Genomic DNA, 15,364 nt, shown 5'->3' with positions numbered 1-15,364 from the left:
TTTTTAGCTAAAACCTATCCAAAAATTTAATCAAAAATACAACAATTACTAAAGGTAGGTCAACAAACTTGGGCATATTTGACAAAATCTGGCTAGGAGTTATATTTATGTTTGAACCAAACCTTCTGCCATTCCCTTTTCAATATTAAAAAACACACTTCTGCGGATGCATCCACCGCATCCAAAGTGCCTAATTTTCTAATATCACCTTCAGCGATATCCACTACATATAGTAGGTTTAAGTATTGTTGAAATTTTTCAAGCAATAGGAAATAGACTTTCTCACGAAGCACATCCCTGAGTTGGGAAGCTTCCATATCTTCGGAAATCTTCAACTCCACATTGGCCAAGGCAAAGTCTTTTATAATCTGCCGCAACAATTTATTGTACAGCAACTCCTTTTGTGCTGATTGCAGTATTTCCAAACTTGAATTGAAATTGGGGTCCATTATAGCATATACGTCCAATTTCTTGGATGAGACTTACTCTGATTTATAAATTTTTCCTTCCTTCATTACAAAATTTACATTTTCCAGCGTCTTGACATTGTTTAATGGGTTTTCATCAACAGCAACAATATCTGCGATAAAACCCTTTTTTAGTTGCCCCAGCTCGTTTTTCATCCCCAGAAGTTCTGCATTGGTTATTGTAGCGGAACGCAATGCATCAATCACTGGCATACCCGCCTCGTACATATAAGTAAACTCTTTTCCATTATCTCCATGAGGTGATACCCCGGCATCGGTGCCAAAAGCTATAGGTACTCCTTTTTCATAGGCTTTTTTGAAATTTTTCTCGCTTACCGGACCAATTTCCCTAGCTTTTTTAGCAACAATTGGGGGTAAAAAGCCTGGAATTTCCGCCATTTGTGCAGCAGCTTTACCTGCAGAGATGGTCGGCACAAGGTAGGTGTTGTGTTTTACCATCAAATCCATAGTGGGTTCCTTCATTAACGTACCATGCTCTATTGTTTTTATACCTGCTTTGATCGCTCTTCGCATACCTTCATCACCATGTGCATGGGCAGCTGTTAGCATTCCATAATCTTTGGCTGTTTCAACGATAGCTTCAATTTCTTCTGTGGTAAATTGAGGGTTCTGTCCGCTTTTGGCGACGCTCAAAACTCCTCCCGTAGCGGTGATTTTAATGACATCGGCCCCATCTTTATAACGTTGCCGAACGGCTTTTCGAGCATCTTCCGCTGAGTTGACCACCCCTTCTTTTGGGCCAGGGTCACCCATTAAGGAAATTTTCATTCCATTGGTGGGATCGGCATGCCCTCCAGTAGTCCCGATTGCTTTACCTGCGGTAAAAATTCGTGGCCCGATTACCAAACCTTTTGCTATGGCTTTGCGCAGCGCAATATTCACTCCTGAGCCTCCTAAATCCCTCACTGTGGTAAAGCCGGCCAATAAAGTACGTTTTGCATAAACTGTGGACTGAAATGCCACATCCGCGGGGTTTTTAGTGAAACGATCTAAGTAACGGGTAGGACTTGATTCTCCTTCGATATGAACGTGCATATCTATAAATCCAGGAAGAACGGTCTTGTCTTTTAAATCGACAACTTGATCTTCTTCACCACCTGTTTGGTATCCATTTTCTATGGATTTTATGGTCTTGCCAGAAACAACGATGGTTTTTTCGGAGAGCACTTTACCAGAATTTACATCCACAATACTACCGCAATGCAGATAGGTGTCTTGGGCAAATGCCACGGAACAAATCAGTGAGAAAGAAAATAGAAGGAAGTTTTTCATTTTATTTGAGTTAGCTAATTATAGTTTTAAAAGTAAGCATTGATTTTGTGATAACCATAAAAAGAAAAAGCCCATCTAAAGATGGGCCCTAATTTTTTGTTTGTCTGGCGGTCAGCCGCGAATCTTGCGTTCCCAATCCCAGGCCGACTTCATGGAATCGTCCAAGGTGGAGTGTGCTTTCCAGCCTAACACATTGTTCGCTTTTTTTGTATCTGCATAAGCTTGAATTACATCCCCAGCCCGTCGATCCACTATTTGATAGTTTAGTTTTTCTCCGGATACTTTTTCAAAACTATGTATCACCTCCAAGACCGAACTTCCTTTTCCAGTTCCCAAATTAAAAACTTCATAATTGGATTCGTTCTTTTTGGCTAAAAGGCGCTGTAAAGCCACCACATGTGCTTTGGCCAAATCCACTACATGAATATAATCGCGAATACAGGTACCATCTTCGGTGGGGTAATCATCGCCAAAAACAGAAAGTTGCTCTCTTAAACCAACTCCAGTTTGGGTGATGAACGGAACCAAATTTTGGGGAACTCCAATGGGCAACTCTCCTATTTCAACAGATGGGTGCGCCCCGATTGGATTAAAGTATCGTAATGAAATGGCCGCTAATTGCGGGTTTACATGACAGGTATCACGAATAATTTCCTCTCCCACCTGTTTGGTGTTTCCATAGGGTGACTCTGCGGGTTTCACAGGTGCATCTTCGGTAATGGGTAATGTATCGGCCTGACCATATACCGTGCACGATGAGCTAAAGATAAAATTACCCTTGTCCAATTTCGTCAGTTCCTGAAGCATATATACCAAAACTCCAAGGTTATTTTCATAATAGAGTAGCGGGTTTTCAACACTTTCACCTACAGCTTTGGAAGCCGCAAAATGAATGACCCCCTCCACATCATTATGTCTGGCGAAGAAATCTTGAACATCGGATTTATCACGAAGGTCAAACTTTTCAAAAATGGGTTTTTTACCAGTAATCGCAACTATTCCATCCAGAACATTTTCTGAGGAATTGGAAAGATTATCAACAATCACCACTTCAAAACCTTCATTCTGTAATTCGACAACGGTATGCGAACCTATAAATCCAAGTCCACCAGTTACTAATATTTTCATCAATTATTCGTTTACAAAGTCAATCACCAGATTGGTAATAAATTCTATTTGTTCATCATCCAGTTCCGTGTGCATGGGAAGTGAAATCACTTCTTTGACCAACTGATTGGTCACTGGAAAATCAGCTTCATTGTAGCGTTCATCCACATACGCCTTCTGCAAATGCAACGGAATTGGGTAATATACTCCACATGGAACGCCATTATTGTTTAAATGTTGCGCCAATTTGTCTCTTTTTTCGTTCAAAACACGAAGTGTATACTGATGAAATACATGGCCATCTTGACCTTCTCGAAGTATTTTTGGAACAACAATATTAGGTTGCCCTTCAAAAGCTACCGAATATTTATCTGCTGCCTCCCTTCTTTTTTTGTTGTAAGCATCCAAATTGGGAAGCTTCGCTCTTAAAACCGCTGCTTGAATGGAATCCAAACGGGAATTAACCCCAACCACATCATGGTGATATCTTTTATACATTCCGTGATTTACCATTCCACGAATGGTATGGGCCAAATCATCATCATTAGTAAAGATTGCCCCACCATCGCCATAACAGCCTAAGTTTTTAGATGGAAAAAAAGAAGTTGATGCAACATGTCCTATATTTCCAGCCTTTTGTTTTTTTCCATTTTTAAAGGTGTGGCTTGCCCCAATGGCCTGAGCATTGTCCTCAATTACATAAAGATTGTGTTTTTCTGCCAATTCCATTATCGCGTCCATATTGGCACATTGTCCAAACAAATGCACGGGAACAATGGCTTTGGTTTTGGAAGTGATCGCTTTTTCAATAGCTTTTGGGTCAATATTGAAGGTATCCGGTTCCACATCAACCAAAACTGGAGTCAGGTTTAACAGTGCAATTACCTCAACGGTAGCAGCAAAAGTAAAATCGGCCGTGATGACTTCGTCTCCAGGTTTCAATCCTAGACCCATCATACAAATTTGAAGTGCATCTGTTCCGTTAGCACATGGGATTACATGTTTCACACCTAAATAATCTTCGAGCTCTTTTTGAAAGGCATGAACTTGCGGGCCATTAATAAAAGCAGAGGAATCGAGGACTTCGGTAATAGAGGTGTTTACCTGTTCTTTTATGTCCTCATATTGACCTTTTAGGTCAACCATTTGTATTTTCTTCATCCGAAAAATATATGAGTGGACAAAATTAAGAAATAAAGCGACCATGGCCTATTGTGGAAAGAATGTATTTTAGCGGAAAATGATTTCGGTGCGCGCACTTTACAACATTTTACAGTACTTGGCCTGGATGGTATTGCATGTGGTTGCCATCTTTAACACAAAAATCAATCAGTTTGTTAAAGGAAGGAAGCAAACAAGAGCTGTTTTAAACACGAATCCTTTGGTCAAGGAAAAGGTGATTTGGATGCACGTCGCCTCTTTAGGGGAATATGAACAAGGACTTCCCATTCTGGAAAAGATTCGCGAAAACCATCCATCCTATAAAATCGTACTCACTTTTTTCTCTCCTTCGGGATATGAAGTGAAAAAGAATAGTACGCCAGCGGATTTGGTCCTATACCTGCCCATGGACACCCGTTTTGATGCCAAGAAATTTCTCAACACCTTAAAACCCAAACTTGCAATTTTTATCAAGTATGAAATCTGGCCCAATTATCTACATGAGTTAAAAAGAAGGGAGATTCCAACGCTATTGGTTTCAGCCATATTTTCAAAAAGGCAGATTTTCTTTAAGTGGTATGGTGGTTTTATGCGAAAAAGTTTAAGTGCTTTTGAACATTTCTTTGTCCAGAACGAGACCTCAAAAGAATTGCTCAAATCCATCGGACATGAAAATGTCAGTATTAGTGGAGATACACGATTTGATAGGGTTTCGAAAATTATGGGGCAGGACAATCAGCTTGATTTTATGGAGAAATTCAAAAATGACGGGGCTTGTTTTGTTGCAGGCAGCACTTGGCCGGAAGATGAGGAAATACTTGTGGATTATATAAACACCGTAGACCTTCCAGTCAAATTTGTTATCGCCCCACATAATATTAAATCAGCCCATATTGAAAAATTAAAGGACAGCTTCAACAAAAAAACCATCTGTTTTTCTGAGGTAGGGAGTGCTTCTCTCTCCGAATATGATGTGCTTGTTGTGGATACTATTGGGCTTCTGACCAAAATTTACAGCTACGCTGATGTCAGCTATGTTGGTGGAGCCTTTGCCACCGGACTCCACAATACCTTGGAGCCAGCAACCTTTGGCATTCCCATCATCATTGGCCCAAACTACGAAGGCTTTAAGGAGGCAGAGGATTTAGTGGACAAAAAGGGCATTCAAGTGGTTACAAACCTGCGGGAGTTTAAAAATTTAATGCATGGACTTATAACGGATATTGATCTTAGAAAGAAAACTGGAGCCATAAACGCTTCTTATGTGAATCAAAACAAAGGTGCTACCTCTTTGATCTTTGATCATATCAAAACTTTTCTCTAACTTCCGCCGGCCATAACAAACCAACTTTCCTATGAAAAATCGCATTTTTAGAATTTCGCTCACCGCTGCTTTGGCGGGTTTTTTATTCGGTTTTGATACCGTTGTCATTAGCGGGGCCAATCTTCCAATAAAGGAGCTTTGGAACACAAGTCCATTATTCCATGGCACATTTATTATGAGTATGGCCTTGTGGGGAACTGTTCTCGGAGCTTTGCTTGGCGGTATTCCTACAAAAATATTAGGCAGAAAAAGGACCTTGTTTTGGGTTGGAGTATTCTTCTTTGTTTCTGCAATCGGATGCGCATTTTCTCCGGAACCCTATTTATTTTCTTTCTTCCGATTTATCGGGGGAGTTGGAGTTGGGGTTTCATCTGTTGCCGCCCCTATTTATATTTCTGAAATCACTACAAGCAGTAATCGAGGAAAATTGGGTGGATTGTACCAATTTTGGCTCGTATTTGGAATTTTGGTCGCCTTTATCTCAAACTGGGCGCTCAAAGGTTTTGATGGGGCCAACGACTGGCGGTGGATGCTCGGTATTGAAGCGGTGCCTGCTCTTTTGTATACACTTATGGTGCTGAAAATACCCAAAAGTCCAAGATGGCTGATTTCACAAAAAAAGGATGTTGACGCTGCCCGGAATGTATTTAACAGTATCTATTCTGCTGAAGAAACGGAAAACCAACTTCAGGAAATCCAAGCAAATCTGGATCACTCCACCACTAATGAAACCCTTTTTCAGAAAAAATTTTCCAAGGTTTTATGGTTAGGGTTTTTGATTGCATTTTTCAATCAATTATCAGGAATCAATTTTGTACTGTATTACGCTCCTGAAATATTGGAACAGGCTGGCTTGGGAGGAAAAGAATCACTCTTCAATTCCATAGCCATAGGCATTGTAAACCTGATTTTTACCATTATCGGCATACGATTGCTTGATAAATTAGGTCGTAGACAGCTGATCATTATAGGATCAATAGGGTACATCTTTAGTTTGATTATGGTGGGCATTTGTTTCCAGCAACAACTTGCTTCCTCTTTTACCTTACTCTTCATTTGCCTGTTTGTGGCTTCACATGCCATTGGACAAGGCGCCGTAATCTGGGTCTTTATTTCCGAGATTTTTCCAAATCGTGTTCGCGCCTACGGACAGTCGTGGGGAACCAGCACCCATTGGGTATTTGCCGCGCTGATAACCTTGGTAACTCCAATTTTTCTCGATGGACAAGAAGGTTTGATGAAAGACACGGTATGGTACATCTATTACTTTTTTGCAGGCATGATGGTATTGCAGCTATTATGGGCTATTTTTAAAATGCCGGAGACCAAAGGAATTTCCTTAGAGGAATTGGCAAAAAAATTAATCAAAAAAAGCTAAGATTCCCATAGATCATAACAGGACATACTTAAAATCGTTCCTTTAATCGAATAACGCCCAGGAATTTATGATCAATAATTGAATAATTCCGTACATTGAAGGAAATTACACTATTATGGGCAATGAAGTTTCTATGGGCAACAAGATGCTTGTTGGCTTTTTACGATTAATGGTATTTGTACTGGTAATAATTTTGGTGGCAATACCAATCTGCATGTTATTGGATGTGCTTGGAATCTTGTAAAGGCACAAACTTTTCTAGCGACATTTAGTAAAAAGGCAGTTCTCGCCTCTCTTTTTCAGAAAGAACATAGTATAACTTAAAGGCAACCCATGATTCCGGCTTCAAACCGGCTTGTGAATTGCCTTTTCAACATTAGTACGCCTAAATACTACGTTTTATTTTAATGTGTTGCGAACATTCCCTGTCTTTTCTCCAGCTGCTTTTTAAGTTCATCAACAGTTTCGGCCATTGATTTTTCAAAATCGTTGGATTTTGACTTGGCAAAAAGGCGTGGTCCGGGAGCACTCAATTCAATTTCACAAACTTTGTCTTCGCCAGCCTTATCATTTTCAATTTTAAAAAGCACATTGGCCTTGATCAACCAATTGTATTTTTTTCCAACCCGATCGAGTTTTTTCAATAAAAGGTTGCTCAACGACTCACTAGTTTTCATCTTCTGATATTGAATGTTTACTTCCATGACAATTTGCATTAATGTTTACACCAAATTACCCACTTGGGTATGGGGAAAAAATGACATTTATCACAGTTTAAATGCGAGTTATTTATTCTAGGGAGAAGGGCTGACCTGTGCTTTGTAAAACCGAGAACCAAAATTCACTCTCGAGGTCAATCTTTTTTCGTTTTTTGGTCACCTCCGAAATAGGAATGTAGACATATTTATTATTGACCTTACTTACCACAAACCTTGTTTTGCCGGCCATGGCTCCATGAACAGCATGGTAGGCCAGTCTTCCGCAGTAAACACTATCGCTCGAATTTGCAGGAGCACTTCGAACGATATAACTTGGATCTATATATTTTATGGTAACGGGGGTGTCCGTAAAGTATTCTTTTATCTTTTCTTTTAAAAAAATGCCAATATCCGCATGTTTAATATTTCCTGATGCATCTTTAACCACATCCTTTTGTTGGAGCAAATGCTGCCCTGCTCCTTCGGCCACCACAATTACAGCATGTTTTTTATTTTGCAGCCGTTTTCTGAGAGCTTCCAAAAAACCGTTTTCACCCTCAAGTTCAAAATCCATTTCGGGAACTAGCACAAAATTTACCACTGGCATCGCCAATGAAGCAGAGGCGGCAATAAAACCGCTATCCCTTCCCATCAACTTTACAATGGAAATTCCGTTGTATGCCCCGGCTGCTTCGTTGTGTGCATCTCTTAAAATTGGACTGGCCACATCGAATGCGGTTTCGAAACCAAAGGATTTGTCAATAAGGTCAATATCGTTATCAATGGTCTTTGGAATACCGACTACGCTAATTTGCGCATTTCTTTTCTTAATCTCTTCTCCGATGGCATCCACCCCTTTCAAAGTACCATCACCTCCAATGGCGAAAAGGATATCAATCTTGTTTTGTACTAGGGTGTCCACCATTACCGAAACGCTTTGCGCCCCTCGTGAGGAGCCTAAAAAGGTGCCTCCAAATTGGTGAATATCTTTAACCTTATCGGGATTTAGTTCAATCAAATCATGCCCAAATGCAGGATTCAAGCCTTCATAGCCATAGGGCACCCCAAAGGTTCGTTTTATACCATAGAAATAGTGAAGCGCCATTACCACACCTCGAATAACATTGTTGATTCCCGGACAAAGCCCACCGCATGTCACAATGGCCGCTGTGGTTTTTGCAGGTTCAAAAAATATCTGCTGTCTTGGACCGGCTTTTTCAAGACATTGGGGATCATCTTGATTGGAAACACATTGTTGATAATGCTCCATGGAAAGATCAAAAACCATTCTGTCCTTCTCCCCAACAAAATTAAAAATGCTATCTCCCCTTACAGTGCTGAGCTGCAGGGGAGATTTATATTTGGGTTTCCCCAAATTATCAATATCAAATGCTATTTTGTCTTCCAATTTTATTTGTATTAAAAATGGTCATCCAAAGCATGGTGGGAATCAATAAGTGGCCCTCCATTGAGTATTTCTTCGGATGCTTCACTAGCAAACTTATCAAAATTTATATGGAATGAGTGGGCCAACTGTATTGCTTTGCTCACATAGGCCCCTTTTTGCAACCAGGTGTTCATCGGATCCAATATCTCCGTTGGTACTCCTGGGCAATATTTCGGCATATGCAATCCGAAAATTGGGTGCACTTCCAAATCCACCTCATCCAACTTGCCTTCCAAGATGGCAGAAATCATGGCTCGGGTATATTTCAATTTTATCCTAGAGCCTACACCATAGGGTCCACCGCTCCACCCGGTATTGATCAACCAAACATTTACCCCTGCTTCAGTCATTTTTTTGCTCAACATCTCGGCATAAACTGTTGGGTGCAAAGGCATAAAAGGTTCACCAAAACAAGCGGAGAACGAAGGTACAGGCTCATTGATTCCGGCCTCTGTACCAGCTACTTTAGCCGTGTATCCAGAAATGAAGTGATAGGCAGCTTGTCCTGGGGTCAACTTTGATACTGGTGGCAAGACACCAAAAGCATCACAGGTCAGGAAAAATATGTTCTTGGGATTTGAAGCGTATGAAGGTACTTGTATATTATCGATGTGCTCGATGGGGTAGCTCACCCTCGTATTTTGGGTAATGGAGCTGTCAAAATAGTCCACTTCTTTTGTTCCTTCTTTAAATACCACATTTTCCAATAGTGCACCTGGTCTTATGGCCCTATAGATATCCGGTTCTTTTTCTTCCGTTAAATCAATCACTTTTGCATAGCATCCTCCCTCAAAGTTGAAAATGGTGTTCTCGGCAGTCCAACCATGTTCGTCATCACCGATTAATTTTCGGTCTGGGTCTGCGGACAATGTTGTTTTTCCAGTTCCTGACAATCCAAAATAAATTGCGGTGTCCCCATCTTCCCCAACATTAGCTGAGCAATGCATTGGCAAAACATTTTTGTCCACAGGAAGAATAAGGTTCAATGCCGTAAAAATGCCTTTTTTCATTTCTCCCGGATATTCAGACCCCCCTACAAGAGCAACTTTTCTAGTATAGTTCAAGATGGAGAAGTTTCCAGCTATTATTCCAAATTCTTTCGGATTTGGGCATTCATAACCGGGAGCACAAAGTACCAGCCAATCTTCATCAAAATCTTTTAATTCATCCTCGGGAAGCCTTAGGAACATGTTTTTGATAAAATAATTGGACCAAGGGAATTCTGTGATGGTACGCACATTTGTTCTGTATGTTGGGTCGGCACAAACAGCCGCGTCCCTTACATAAATTTCCTTTCCTGATAGATAATTGATCACTTCATTGTAAAGTTTATCAAAGTTTTCAGGAGAAATTGGTTTGTTTATACGACCCCACCATATTCTATCTTTGGTATAGTCATCTTTTACCAAAAAACGGTCTTTTGGGGAACGACCGGTAAATTTTCCTGTGTTAATGGAAAGGGTTCCATTTTCAGTTTCCACCCCCATTCCCTTTTCAAGGGTAATTCGCTGTAAGTCCTCGGCGCTAAGATTCCAAAGTGCCTCGACATTCTTTAAGCCGTATTTGCTTAAATCTTTTGTTTTTTCCGCTATTTCGTTCATAATCCAAGGTTTAAAAAGTTAAAAGCTCCATATTATTGGAACCAATATCAGTGTTGTTAAAAAGAACAGGAGAAGTAAGGGCCCTCCCACCTTTACGTAGTCAATAAATCGATAACCTCCAGAGGACAAAACCATGGCATTGGTCGTGGTTCCCACTGGAGTTAAAAAAGCTGTTGAGGCGCTTATGGCAACCGCAATCATAAAAGGTTTTGGTGAAACCCCAAGTGTAGTTGAAGCCATAATAGCAATGGGTGCCATGAGCACCGCTGTTGCCGAATTGTTGATGGTTTGGCTAAACGTTGTGGTCAACAGGAATATTCCACCCAACAACGCTATGGGGTGAATACTTCCCAATGCCTCCACCAAACTACTTGCGGCCAATTGTGCAGCCCCGGTTTTTTGAAGTGCCAGCCCCATGGGAATCATGGCGGCTATCATGATGACGCTTGTCCAACTAATTCCTTTGTATGCCTTTGTGATGGGTACACAGCCCGTCAACATCATTATTCCGGCACAAATAAGGGCAGCAATGGCTCCTGGCAATAGTTTCAACACCAACAGCAATACCATCAACACCAAGGTACCCAATGCAATATAGCTTCGAGGAGTAAGCACATCCACATTTTTGGACAATGCTTCGGGGCTTCCTGAAATCACCAAATTTTCATAGACCGATTTCAAGGCATCAATATTCTCCCATTGTCCTCTTATCACAAATGCATCACCTGCCTTGATCTTAATTTTTCCTTTCAATGGCACATTATCTCTTGAGGCAGCCAAAAGTTGCACCCCGGTCTGTTTTAAATAATGTCCCAATGGAATGGTCTTGCCCACAAAAACCGACTTTGGCGTAATGATCATTTCGGCCATACCCACTTCTTGGTTGATCAGTTCGTTCTTTAAGGTTTCATGTTCAGGTTTTAATGGGATAACACCCAAATGGAACTTCAGAATAAATTTGTCCACATCCTCAACCTCACCTTTTATGGTAATGATATCGTGATAGCGCATTTCTGTATTATCATCCGGCAATTCCACAAACTCATGCACTCTTTGCAACGGATTGGGGTGTCTTCGCTTTAAGCGCATCAGCGAAATATTATATGTTCCCTCAAAATCCCATTCTCCAATCTTTGTATTTATCAGTGGGGACATTGATCTTATGCGCAAACGGTACAGATTGTCACCAATACTGTAGTTCTCCATCCATTTATGCATCTCTTGATCAATGGCCATGGGCTTGTTCTTGGTGCTGTGGCTCGGTAACAATCGATATCCTATATATCGAAAATAGAGTATGGAAATCAGCAGTAATGGTAATCCAATGAGGGCAAATTCGAAGAATGAGAATCCTTCAAGACCGTTTTCAACCAAAGCATTACTTGCGATTATATTGGGCGGGGTTCCTGTAAGCGTCAATAATCCACCTGTATTGGAACCAAATGCAACGGGCATCAATAATTTGGAAGGCAAGGTTCCTGCACTCCAGGCCGCCGTTACGGTAACTGGCAATAAAGCCGCCACGGTACCCGTGTTGCTTACAAAACCGGACAGCAAACTGGAACCCAAGGTCACAATAACCAATAATCTCGGAACACTTTTCTTTGCCCATTTTACAAAGTAACGCCCAGCGATAGCCGTCCAACCCGTTCTGGAAAGCCCCTCTCCAATAATGAACAGGGCCGCAATCATAATTACTGTAGTGTTGCTAAACCCAGAAAGTGTCTCTGTAATGTCCAATATTCCGGAAAGGTAAAGGGACAACATGGACATAAGTGCTACCACATCTGGCGGGAATTTGCCCCATATGAACAATGCGATTGTAATACCGAGTATTACCAATAATGTTATCATAACCAATTTGTTATGTGAATCAATCCAAGGTCAGCACAGGAATTTCTGCATGGAGCGTTAGCAATTTTGTCAAACGCCCTTCAGATGGAGTGCTCATTCGCGCATGGTTTCGAGGTAAAATGGCAAGAAGATCAATATTTTTCTTGTTGATATAATCCAAAATACCCTGTTCCACATCCTGATTTTTTGTAAATGCGTGCTCCTCATAAAAATGTTCCAGATAGTATTCCAACAAATTCTCGGTGCTTTCCACAACCGATTCCTCAGCATAAACAGATTCTTTATATATGGTAAGCACATGTACCCTTGAATTGAATGTGCGGGCTATATCCAAAAGTATTCTTAGCACTTTCTTATCGTCTATTTCTTCCTTCCCCATCACTAGTGCAATGTCCTTGGGTTCTTCGAGATTACATCCAAAAGGGATGGATATCACCGGACAATTGGCTTCCAATACCAATCTTGAAGTATTGGTTATGGCTTCATCCGTAACCTGATCCCCCATGGTTCCCATCATGATCAAGTCTGCATAATATTCTTCCCTGGCCGACAGAATGGACTCAATGACCTCTCCTGTATTACTGATGAAAGTCGGTGCTTTTTTTACCTTCTTTTTAAACGAACCCACGGTTTTCCCGAAATCGGTTTTAAGTGTATCCATTTCCGATTTTGTTATGGGCATTGTGGAAACATAAAGTGCATAAACATCAACCTCTCGATTTGGGCCTACAAAATTGACCACATACTCCAATGCATTTATGGAAGCTTCTGAAAAATCGAAGGGGACCAAAATTTTATCTATACTACTCATACCTATTATATTTAATTGAACAAAATCTTCAGTTCAAAAGTAGGGTCGGCACCAGATTTAAAATATGATGGAAATCATGTTTTGCTTCTCCTGCCGGAAAACTATTGTCCTTTTATCCTCCCTCTGCCATTATCGTTGAAGAGCCATTTGCAATTGAATAATGAACTTCTGATTTACATCGATTTAGCTGATTATTATCATATTTTTTGGTGTTTATGAGGTCTATTTTTATGACTAATAAATAAGATGAGTCATGAAACCGAAAAAGAATCCAAACGCAGATATTGGCCGTAACAGCAGCCTTTATTTTATGATTGGTCTTACCTCAGTGCTTTTCGTCACTTGGCAATCGTTTGAGGTGAAGACATACGAAAAAGAGTCCTTGGCTTTGGATACCATCGAAGTAATGGACGACCTCAAAGAGGATGTTCCCGTCACAGAAATACTTAGAACTACGCCTCCCCCACCACCACCAGCTGCCCCAGATGTGATTGAAATTGTGGAAGATGTGGAAGATATTGAGGAAACATTGATTGAAAGTACAGAAAGTAGCCAAGAAGTATATATCGAAGATGCTGTGGTCAATATAGATGACGTGGAAGTCGGTGAGGTTGAAGAAGATGTTGTTGTTCCTTTCGCTATTATCGAATATGTGCCCGTTTTCCCTGGGTGTGAGGTTTACGAAACCCAAGAGGAACGCAAAGCATGTTTTAACCAAATGGTGCAGAAACATATTATCAAAAACTTTAAGTATCCGCAGGCCGCTTTGGAAATGCGCATATCAGGAAAGGTCTTTGTACAATTCGATATTAATGCAAAAGGAGAGGTTAGCAATATCCAGAAACGAGGTCCGGATAGACTTTTGGAAAAGGAAGCTGTAAGAATTATTGCTTCTTTGCCCAAGGTACAACCTGGAATACAAAGAGGAAAGCCAACCAAAGTAAGATATGCTATACCGATTAACTTTGCGATAAAATAACTAAAGTAGATTTAACAGAGGCCCAATTAATATGGGCCTCTTTTTTTGTGGGTGTACCATCTGGTTTTGAGATATTCGCTTGTTTTTGAAGCGAGCTCACGGCTTTTTATCACCAGATGTTCCCTATCAAATTGTCTGGCGCGATAACCCAACAAGTGAAAAAAGGATTTTGCCATAAATCTGGCCACCTTTTGATTCACCATCATGGTTCCTTTTTTCTTTGATTTCCAAGCAATGCCCGGCAGTTTCACCAGCAGGTGGTCTATCTTAAACTTTCTAAGCCCCTTTGACAACCACAACAATGCTTTGGGAGTGGGACGTATAAAATAAAATCCCTCATTACCCTGATCTTGGTACAGGGGCATAAAAATTTGTCTTTTTCGGTTTGTTTGCATCACTTTTCCCTTGCATTGGGCAATAGTAACCCCCTTGGGAATTTGTTGAAAGTTTGCAAACCCCGGAAGCATTTTAAAATTGCTTTTAGGTTTTATATGGTACTGATAATAGATTTCATAGAAAATGGGCGGGGATTTGCCCTTGGTTAGGGTTCCATTTTTCAAAAAATCCTTTTTGCTTTCATCAAAACTTACGGAATCTGCCACATGTAATGTATAACGAATGAAATCCACGCAGTTTTCAATAGCTTTTGGATCGTCATGTTGACCGCTCTCGTACCCCAGGGACACATATCCCATATCATTAATGTAGCTCAAAAGGGCACCTTCCAAGTATTCCTCAATTCCGAGAATAATCGGCAATGGGTAATTAGAAGCAAACTTTCTGTTGAGGAGGCTATCATTGAGCACAAGAAAAGGTACGGTATCGCTAGAAGTAGTATGTAAATCGATGAAGTAAAAAGGAGGCTTCCCTTTTTCTAAAATTTCAAAAAGCAACTCATACAGATGAAGCAATTCTTTCTCCTCTGTGTTACATTCCCCATTTTTTGATTGTATGGACTGAATTTTTCTGGGAATCCAAATCCTATTCAAATCTTCGGTTTGGAACCTTACTTTTTTATCAAGGGCCTGAAGGTTTCCGGCTATGGCAAATATTTCACCTTTTATGAGTTCTTGTTGTTGTTCCAGTTCCTGAAAAATCTGGTTCAATGCTAAAACACCTGCCTGTTCATTACCATGTATCCCAGCAAAAAAAACAAGGGTTGGGCCATTATCTCCAGCTTTCAAATGGCCAATTATTCGCTCTGCCAAAACTTGTTCCTTAGTTGAATCTTGAAATGAAGACAT

14 protein-coding genes are annotated in these 15,364 nt (G+C 40.6%); 4 read left to right on the top strand and 10 right to left on the bottom strand.

Annotation, left to right across the window (positions count from 1 at the left end):
* Positions 1-92: 92 nt before the first annotated feature.
* The 4 genes from ACULLG_RS06250 to ACULLG_RS06235 all read right to left on the bottom strand — a co-directional run bounded on the left by ACULLG_RS06250 (position 93) and on the right by ACULLG_RS06235 (position 4,028).
* On the bottom strand, positions 93-449 hold the full coding sequence (locus ACULLG_RS06250; RefSeq protein WP_452125918.1) for a hypothetical protein: 357 nt from the start codon (positions 447-449) through the stop codon (positions 93-95).
* A 33-nt stretch (positions 450-482) separates the two neighbouring features.
* Positions 483-1,760: an amidohydrolase family protein gene (locus ACULLG_RS06245; RefSeq protein WP_452125917.1), complete on the bottom strand. Its 1,278-nt coding sequence runs from the start codon at positions 1,758-1,760 to the stop codon at positions 483-485.
* A 111-nt stretch (positions 1,761-1,871) separates the two neighbouring features.
* The gene (gene galE, locus ACULLG_RS06240; protein WP_452125916.1) at positions 1,872-2,891 is read right to left on the bottom strand and encodes a UDP-glucose 4-epimerase GalE; all 1,020 of its coding nucleotides are present in this window, start codon (positions 2,889-2,891) and stop codon (positions 1,872-1,874) included.
* The gene (locus tag ACULLG_RS06235; RefSeq protein WP_452125915.1) at positions 2,892-4,028 is read right to left on the bottom strand and encodes a DegT/DnrJ/EryC1/StrS family aminotransferase; all 1,137 of its coding nucleotides are present in this window, start codon (positions 4,026-4,028) and stop codon (positions 2,892-2,894) included.
* Between the two features lie 79 nt (positions 4,029-4,107).
* Between ACULLG_RS06235 and ACULLG_RS06230 the strand changes: the two genes are divergently transcribed.
* The 3 genes from ACULLG_RS06230 to ACULLG_RS06220 all read left to right on the top strand — a co-directional run bounded on the left by ACULLG_RS06230 (position 4,108) and on the right by ACULLG_RS06220 (position 6,974).
* Positions 4,108-5,352, top strand: coding sequence for a 3-deoxy-D-manno-octulosonic acid transferase (locus ACULLG_RS06230; RefSeq protein WP_452125914.1), 1,245 nt, complete (start codon positions 4,108-4,110; stop codon positions 5,350-5,352).
* A gap of 31 nt (positions 5,353-5,383) precedes the next feature.
* On the top strand, positions 5,384-6,730 hold the full coding sequence (locus tag ACULLG_RS06225; RefSeq protein WP_452125913.1) for a sugar porter family MFS transporter: 1,347 nt from the start codon (positions 5,384-5,386) through the stop codon (positions 6,728-6,730).
* Positions 6,731-6,845: 115 nt separating this feature from the next.
* On the top strand, positions 6,846-6,974 hold the full coding sequence (locus ACULLG_RS06220; RefSeq protein WP_452125912.1) for a hypothetical protein: 129 nt from the start codon (positions 6,846-6,848) through the stop codon (positions 6,972-6,974).
* A 160-nt stretch (positions 6,975-7,134) separates the two neighbouring features.
* On the opposite strand, the gene ACULLG_RS06215 is transcribed toward ACULLG_RS06220, so the two are convergent.
* The 5 genes from ACULLG_RS06215 to ACULLG_RS06195 all read right to left on the bottom strand — a co-directional run bounded on the left by ACULLG_RS06215 (position 7,135) and on the right by ACULLG_RS06195 (position 13,141).
* Positions 7,135-7,434: an HPF/RaiA family ribosome-associated protein gene (locus ACULLG_RS06215; RefSeq protein ID WP_452125911.1), complete on the bottom strand. Its 300-nt coding sequence runs from the start codon at positions 7,432-7,434 to the stop codon at positions 7,135-7,137.
* Between the two features lie 85 nt (positions 7,435-7,519).
* The gene (locus tag ACULLG_RS06210) at positions 7,520-8,836 is read right to left on the bottom strand and encodes an ATP-dependent 6-phosphofructokinase (RefSeq protein WP_452125910.1); all 1,317 of its coding nucleotides are present in this window, start codon (positions 8,834-8,836) and stop codon (positions 7,520-7,522) included.
* An 11-nt stretch (positions 8,837-8,847) separates the two neighbouring features.
* Positions 8,848-10,476: a phosphoenolpyruvate carboxykinase (ATP) gene (pckA, locus tag ACULLG_RS06205; protein ID WP_452125909.1), complete on the bottom strand. Its 1,629-nt coding sequence runs from the start codon at positions 10,474-10,476 to the stop codon at positions 8,848-8,850.
* 18 nt (positions 10,477-10,494) lie between these two features.
* The gene (locus tag ACULLG_RS06200; RefSeq protein WP_452125908.1) at positions 10,495-12,330 is read right to left on the bottom strand and encodes an SLC13 family permease; all 1,836 of its coding nucleotides are present in this window, start codon (positions 12,328-12,330) and stop codon (positions 10,495-10,497) included.
* Positions 12,331-12,349: 19 nt separating this feature from the next.
* Positions 12,350-13,141 carry a universal stress protein gene (locus tag ACULLG_RS06195; RefSeq protein ID WP_452125907.1) on the bottom strand — a complete coding sequence of 264 codons (792 nt, stop codon included), beginning with the start codon at positions 13,139-13,141 and terminating at the stop codon, positions 12,350-12,352.
* Positions 13,142-13,394: 253 nt separating this feature from the next.
* Here ACULLG_RS06195 and ACULLG_RS06190 point away from each other — a divergent pair, with 253 nt between their 5' ends.
* Positions 13,395-14,120 carry an energy transducer TonB gene (locus ACULLG_RS06190; protein ID WP_452125906.1) on the top strand — a complete coding sequence of 242 codons (726 nt, stop codon included), beginning with the start codon at positions 13,395-13,397 and terminating at the stop codon, positions 14,118-14,120.
* Positions 14,121-14,146: 26 nt separating this feature from the next.
* Here the strand turns inward: ACULLG_RS06190 and ACULLG_RS06185 are convergent, their stop codons facing one another.
* Positions 14,147-15,364 carry a succinylglutamate desuccinylase/aspartoacylase family protein gene (locus ACULLG_RS06185; RefSeq protein ID WP_452125905.1) on the bottom strand — a complete coding sequence of 406 codons (1,218 nt, stop codon included), beginning with the start codon at positions 15,362-15,364 and terminating at the stop codon, positions 14,147-14,149.

The organism is Flagellimonas sp. 2504JD1-5 (genome assembly GCF_053618295.1).
This window is presented reverse-complemented; position numbering and strand designations above follow the sequence as displayed.

Coding starts and splice junctions, on each gene's coding strand:
- ACULLG_RS06250 (WP_452125918.1), bottom strand. CDS start 449: ATGGACCCCAATTTCAATTCAAGTTTGGAAATACTGCAATCAGCACAA.
- ACULLG_RS06245 (WP_452125917.1), bottom strand. CDS start 1,760: ATGAAAAACTTCCTTCTATTTTCTTTCTCACTGATTTGTTCCGTGGCA.
- ACULLG_RS06235 (WP_452125915.1), bottom strand. CDS start 4,028: ATGAAGAAAATACAAATGGTTGACCTAAAAGGTCAATATGAGGACATA.
- ACULLG_RS06230 (WP_452125914.1), top strand. CDS start 4,108: ATGATTTCGGTGCGCGCACTTTACAACATTTTACAGTACTTGGCCTGG.
- ACULLG_RS06225 (WP_452125913.1), top strand. CDS start 5,384: ATGAAAAATCGCATTTTTAGAATTTCGCTCACCGCTGCTTTGGCGGGT.
- ACULLG_RS06220 (WP_452125912.1), top strand. CDS start 6,846: ATGGGCAATGAAGTTTCTATGGGCAACAAGATGCTTGTTGGCTTTTTA.
- ACULLG_RS06215 (WP_452125911.1), bottom strand. CDS start 7,434: ATGGAAGTAAACATTCAATATCAGAAGATGAAAACTAGTGAGTCGTTG.
- pckA (WP_452125909.1), bottom strand. CDS start 10,476: ATGAACGAAATAGCGGAAAAAACAAAAGATTTAAGCAAATACGGCTTA.
- ACULLG_RS06200 (WP_452125908.1), bottom strand. CDS start 12,330: ATGATAACATTATTGGTAATACTCGGTATTACAATCGCATTGTTCATA.
- ACULLG_RS06195 (WP_452125907.1), bottom strand. CDS start 13,141: ATGAGTAGTATAGATAAAATTTTGGTCCCCTTCGATTTTTCAGAAGCT.
- ACULLG_RS06190 (WP_452125906.1), top strand. CDS start 13,395: ATGAAACCGAAAAAGAATCCAAACGCAGATATTGGCCGTAACAGCAGC.
- ACULLG_RS06185 (WP_452125905.1), bottom strand. CDS start 15,364: ATGTCTTCATTTCAAGATTCAACTAAGGAACAAGTTTTGGCAGAGCGA.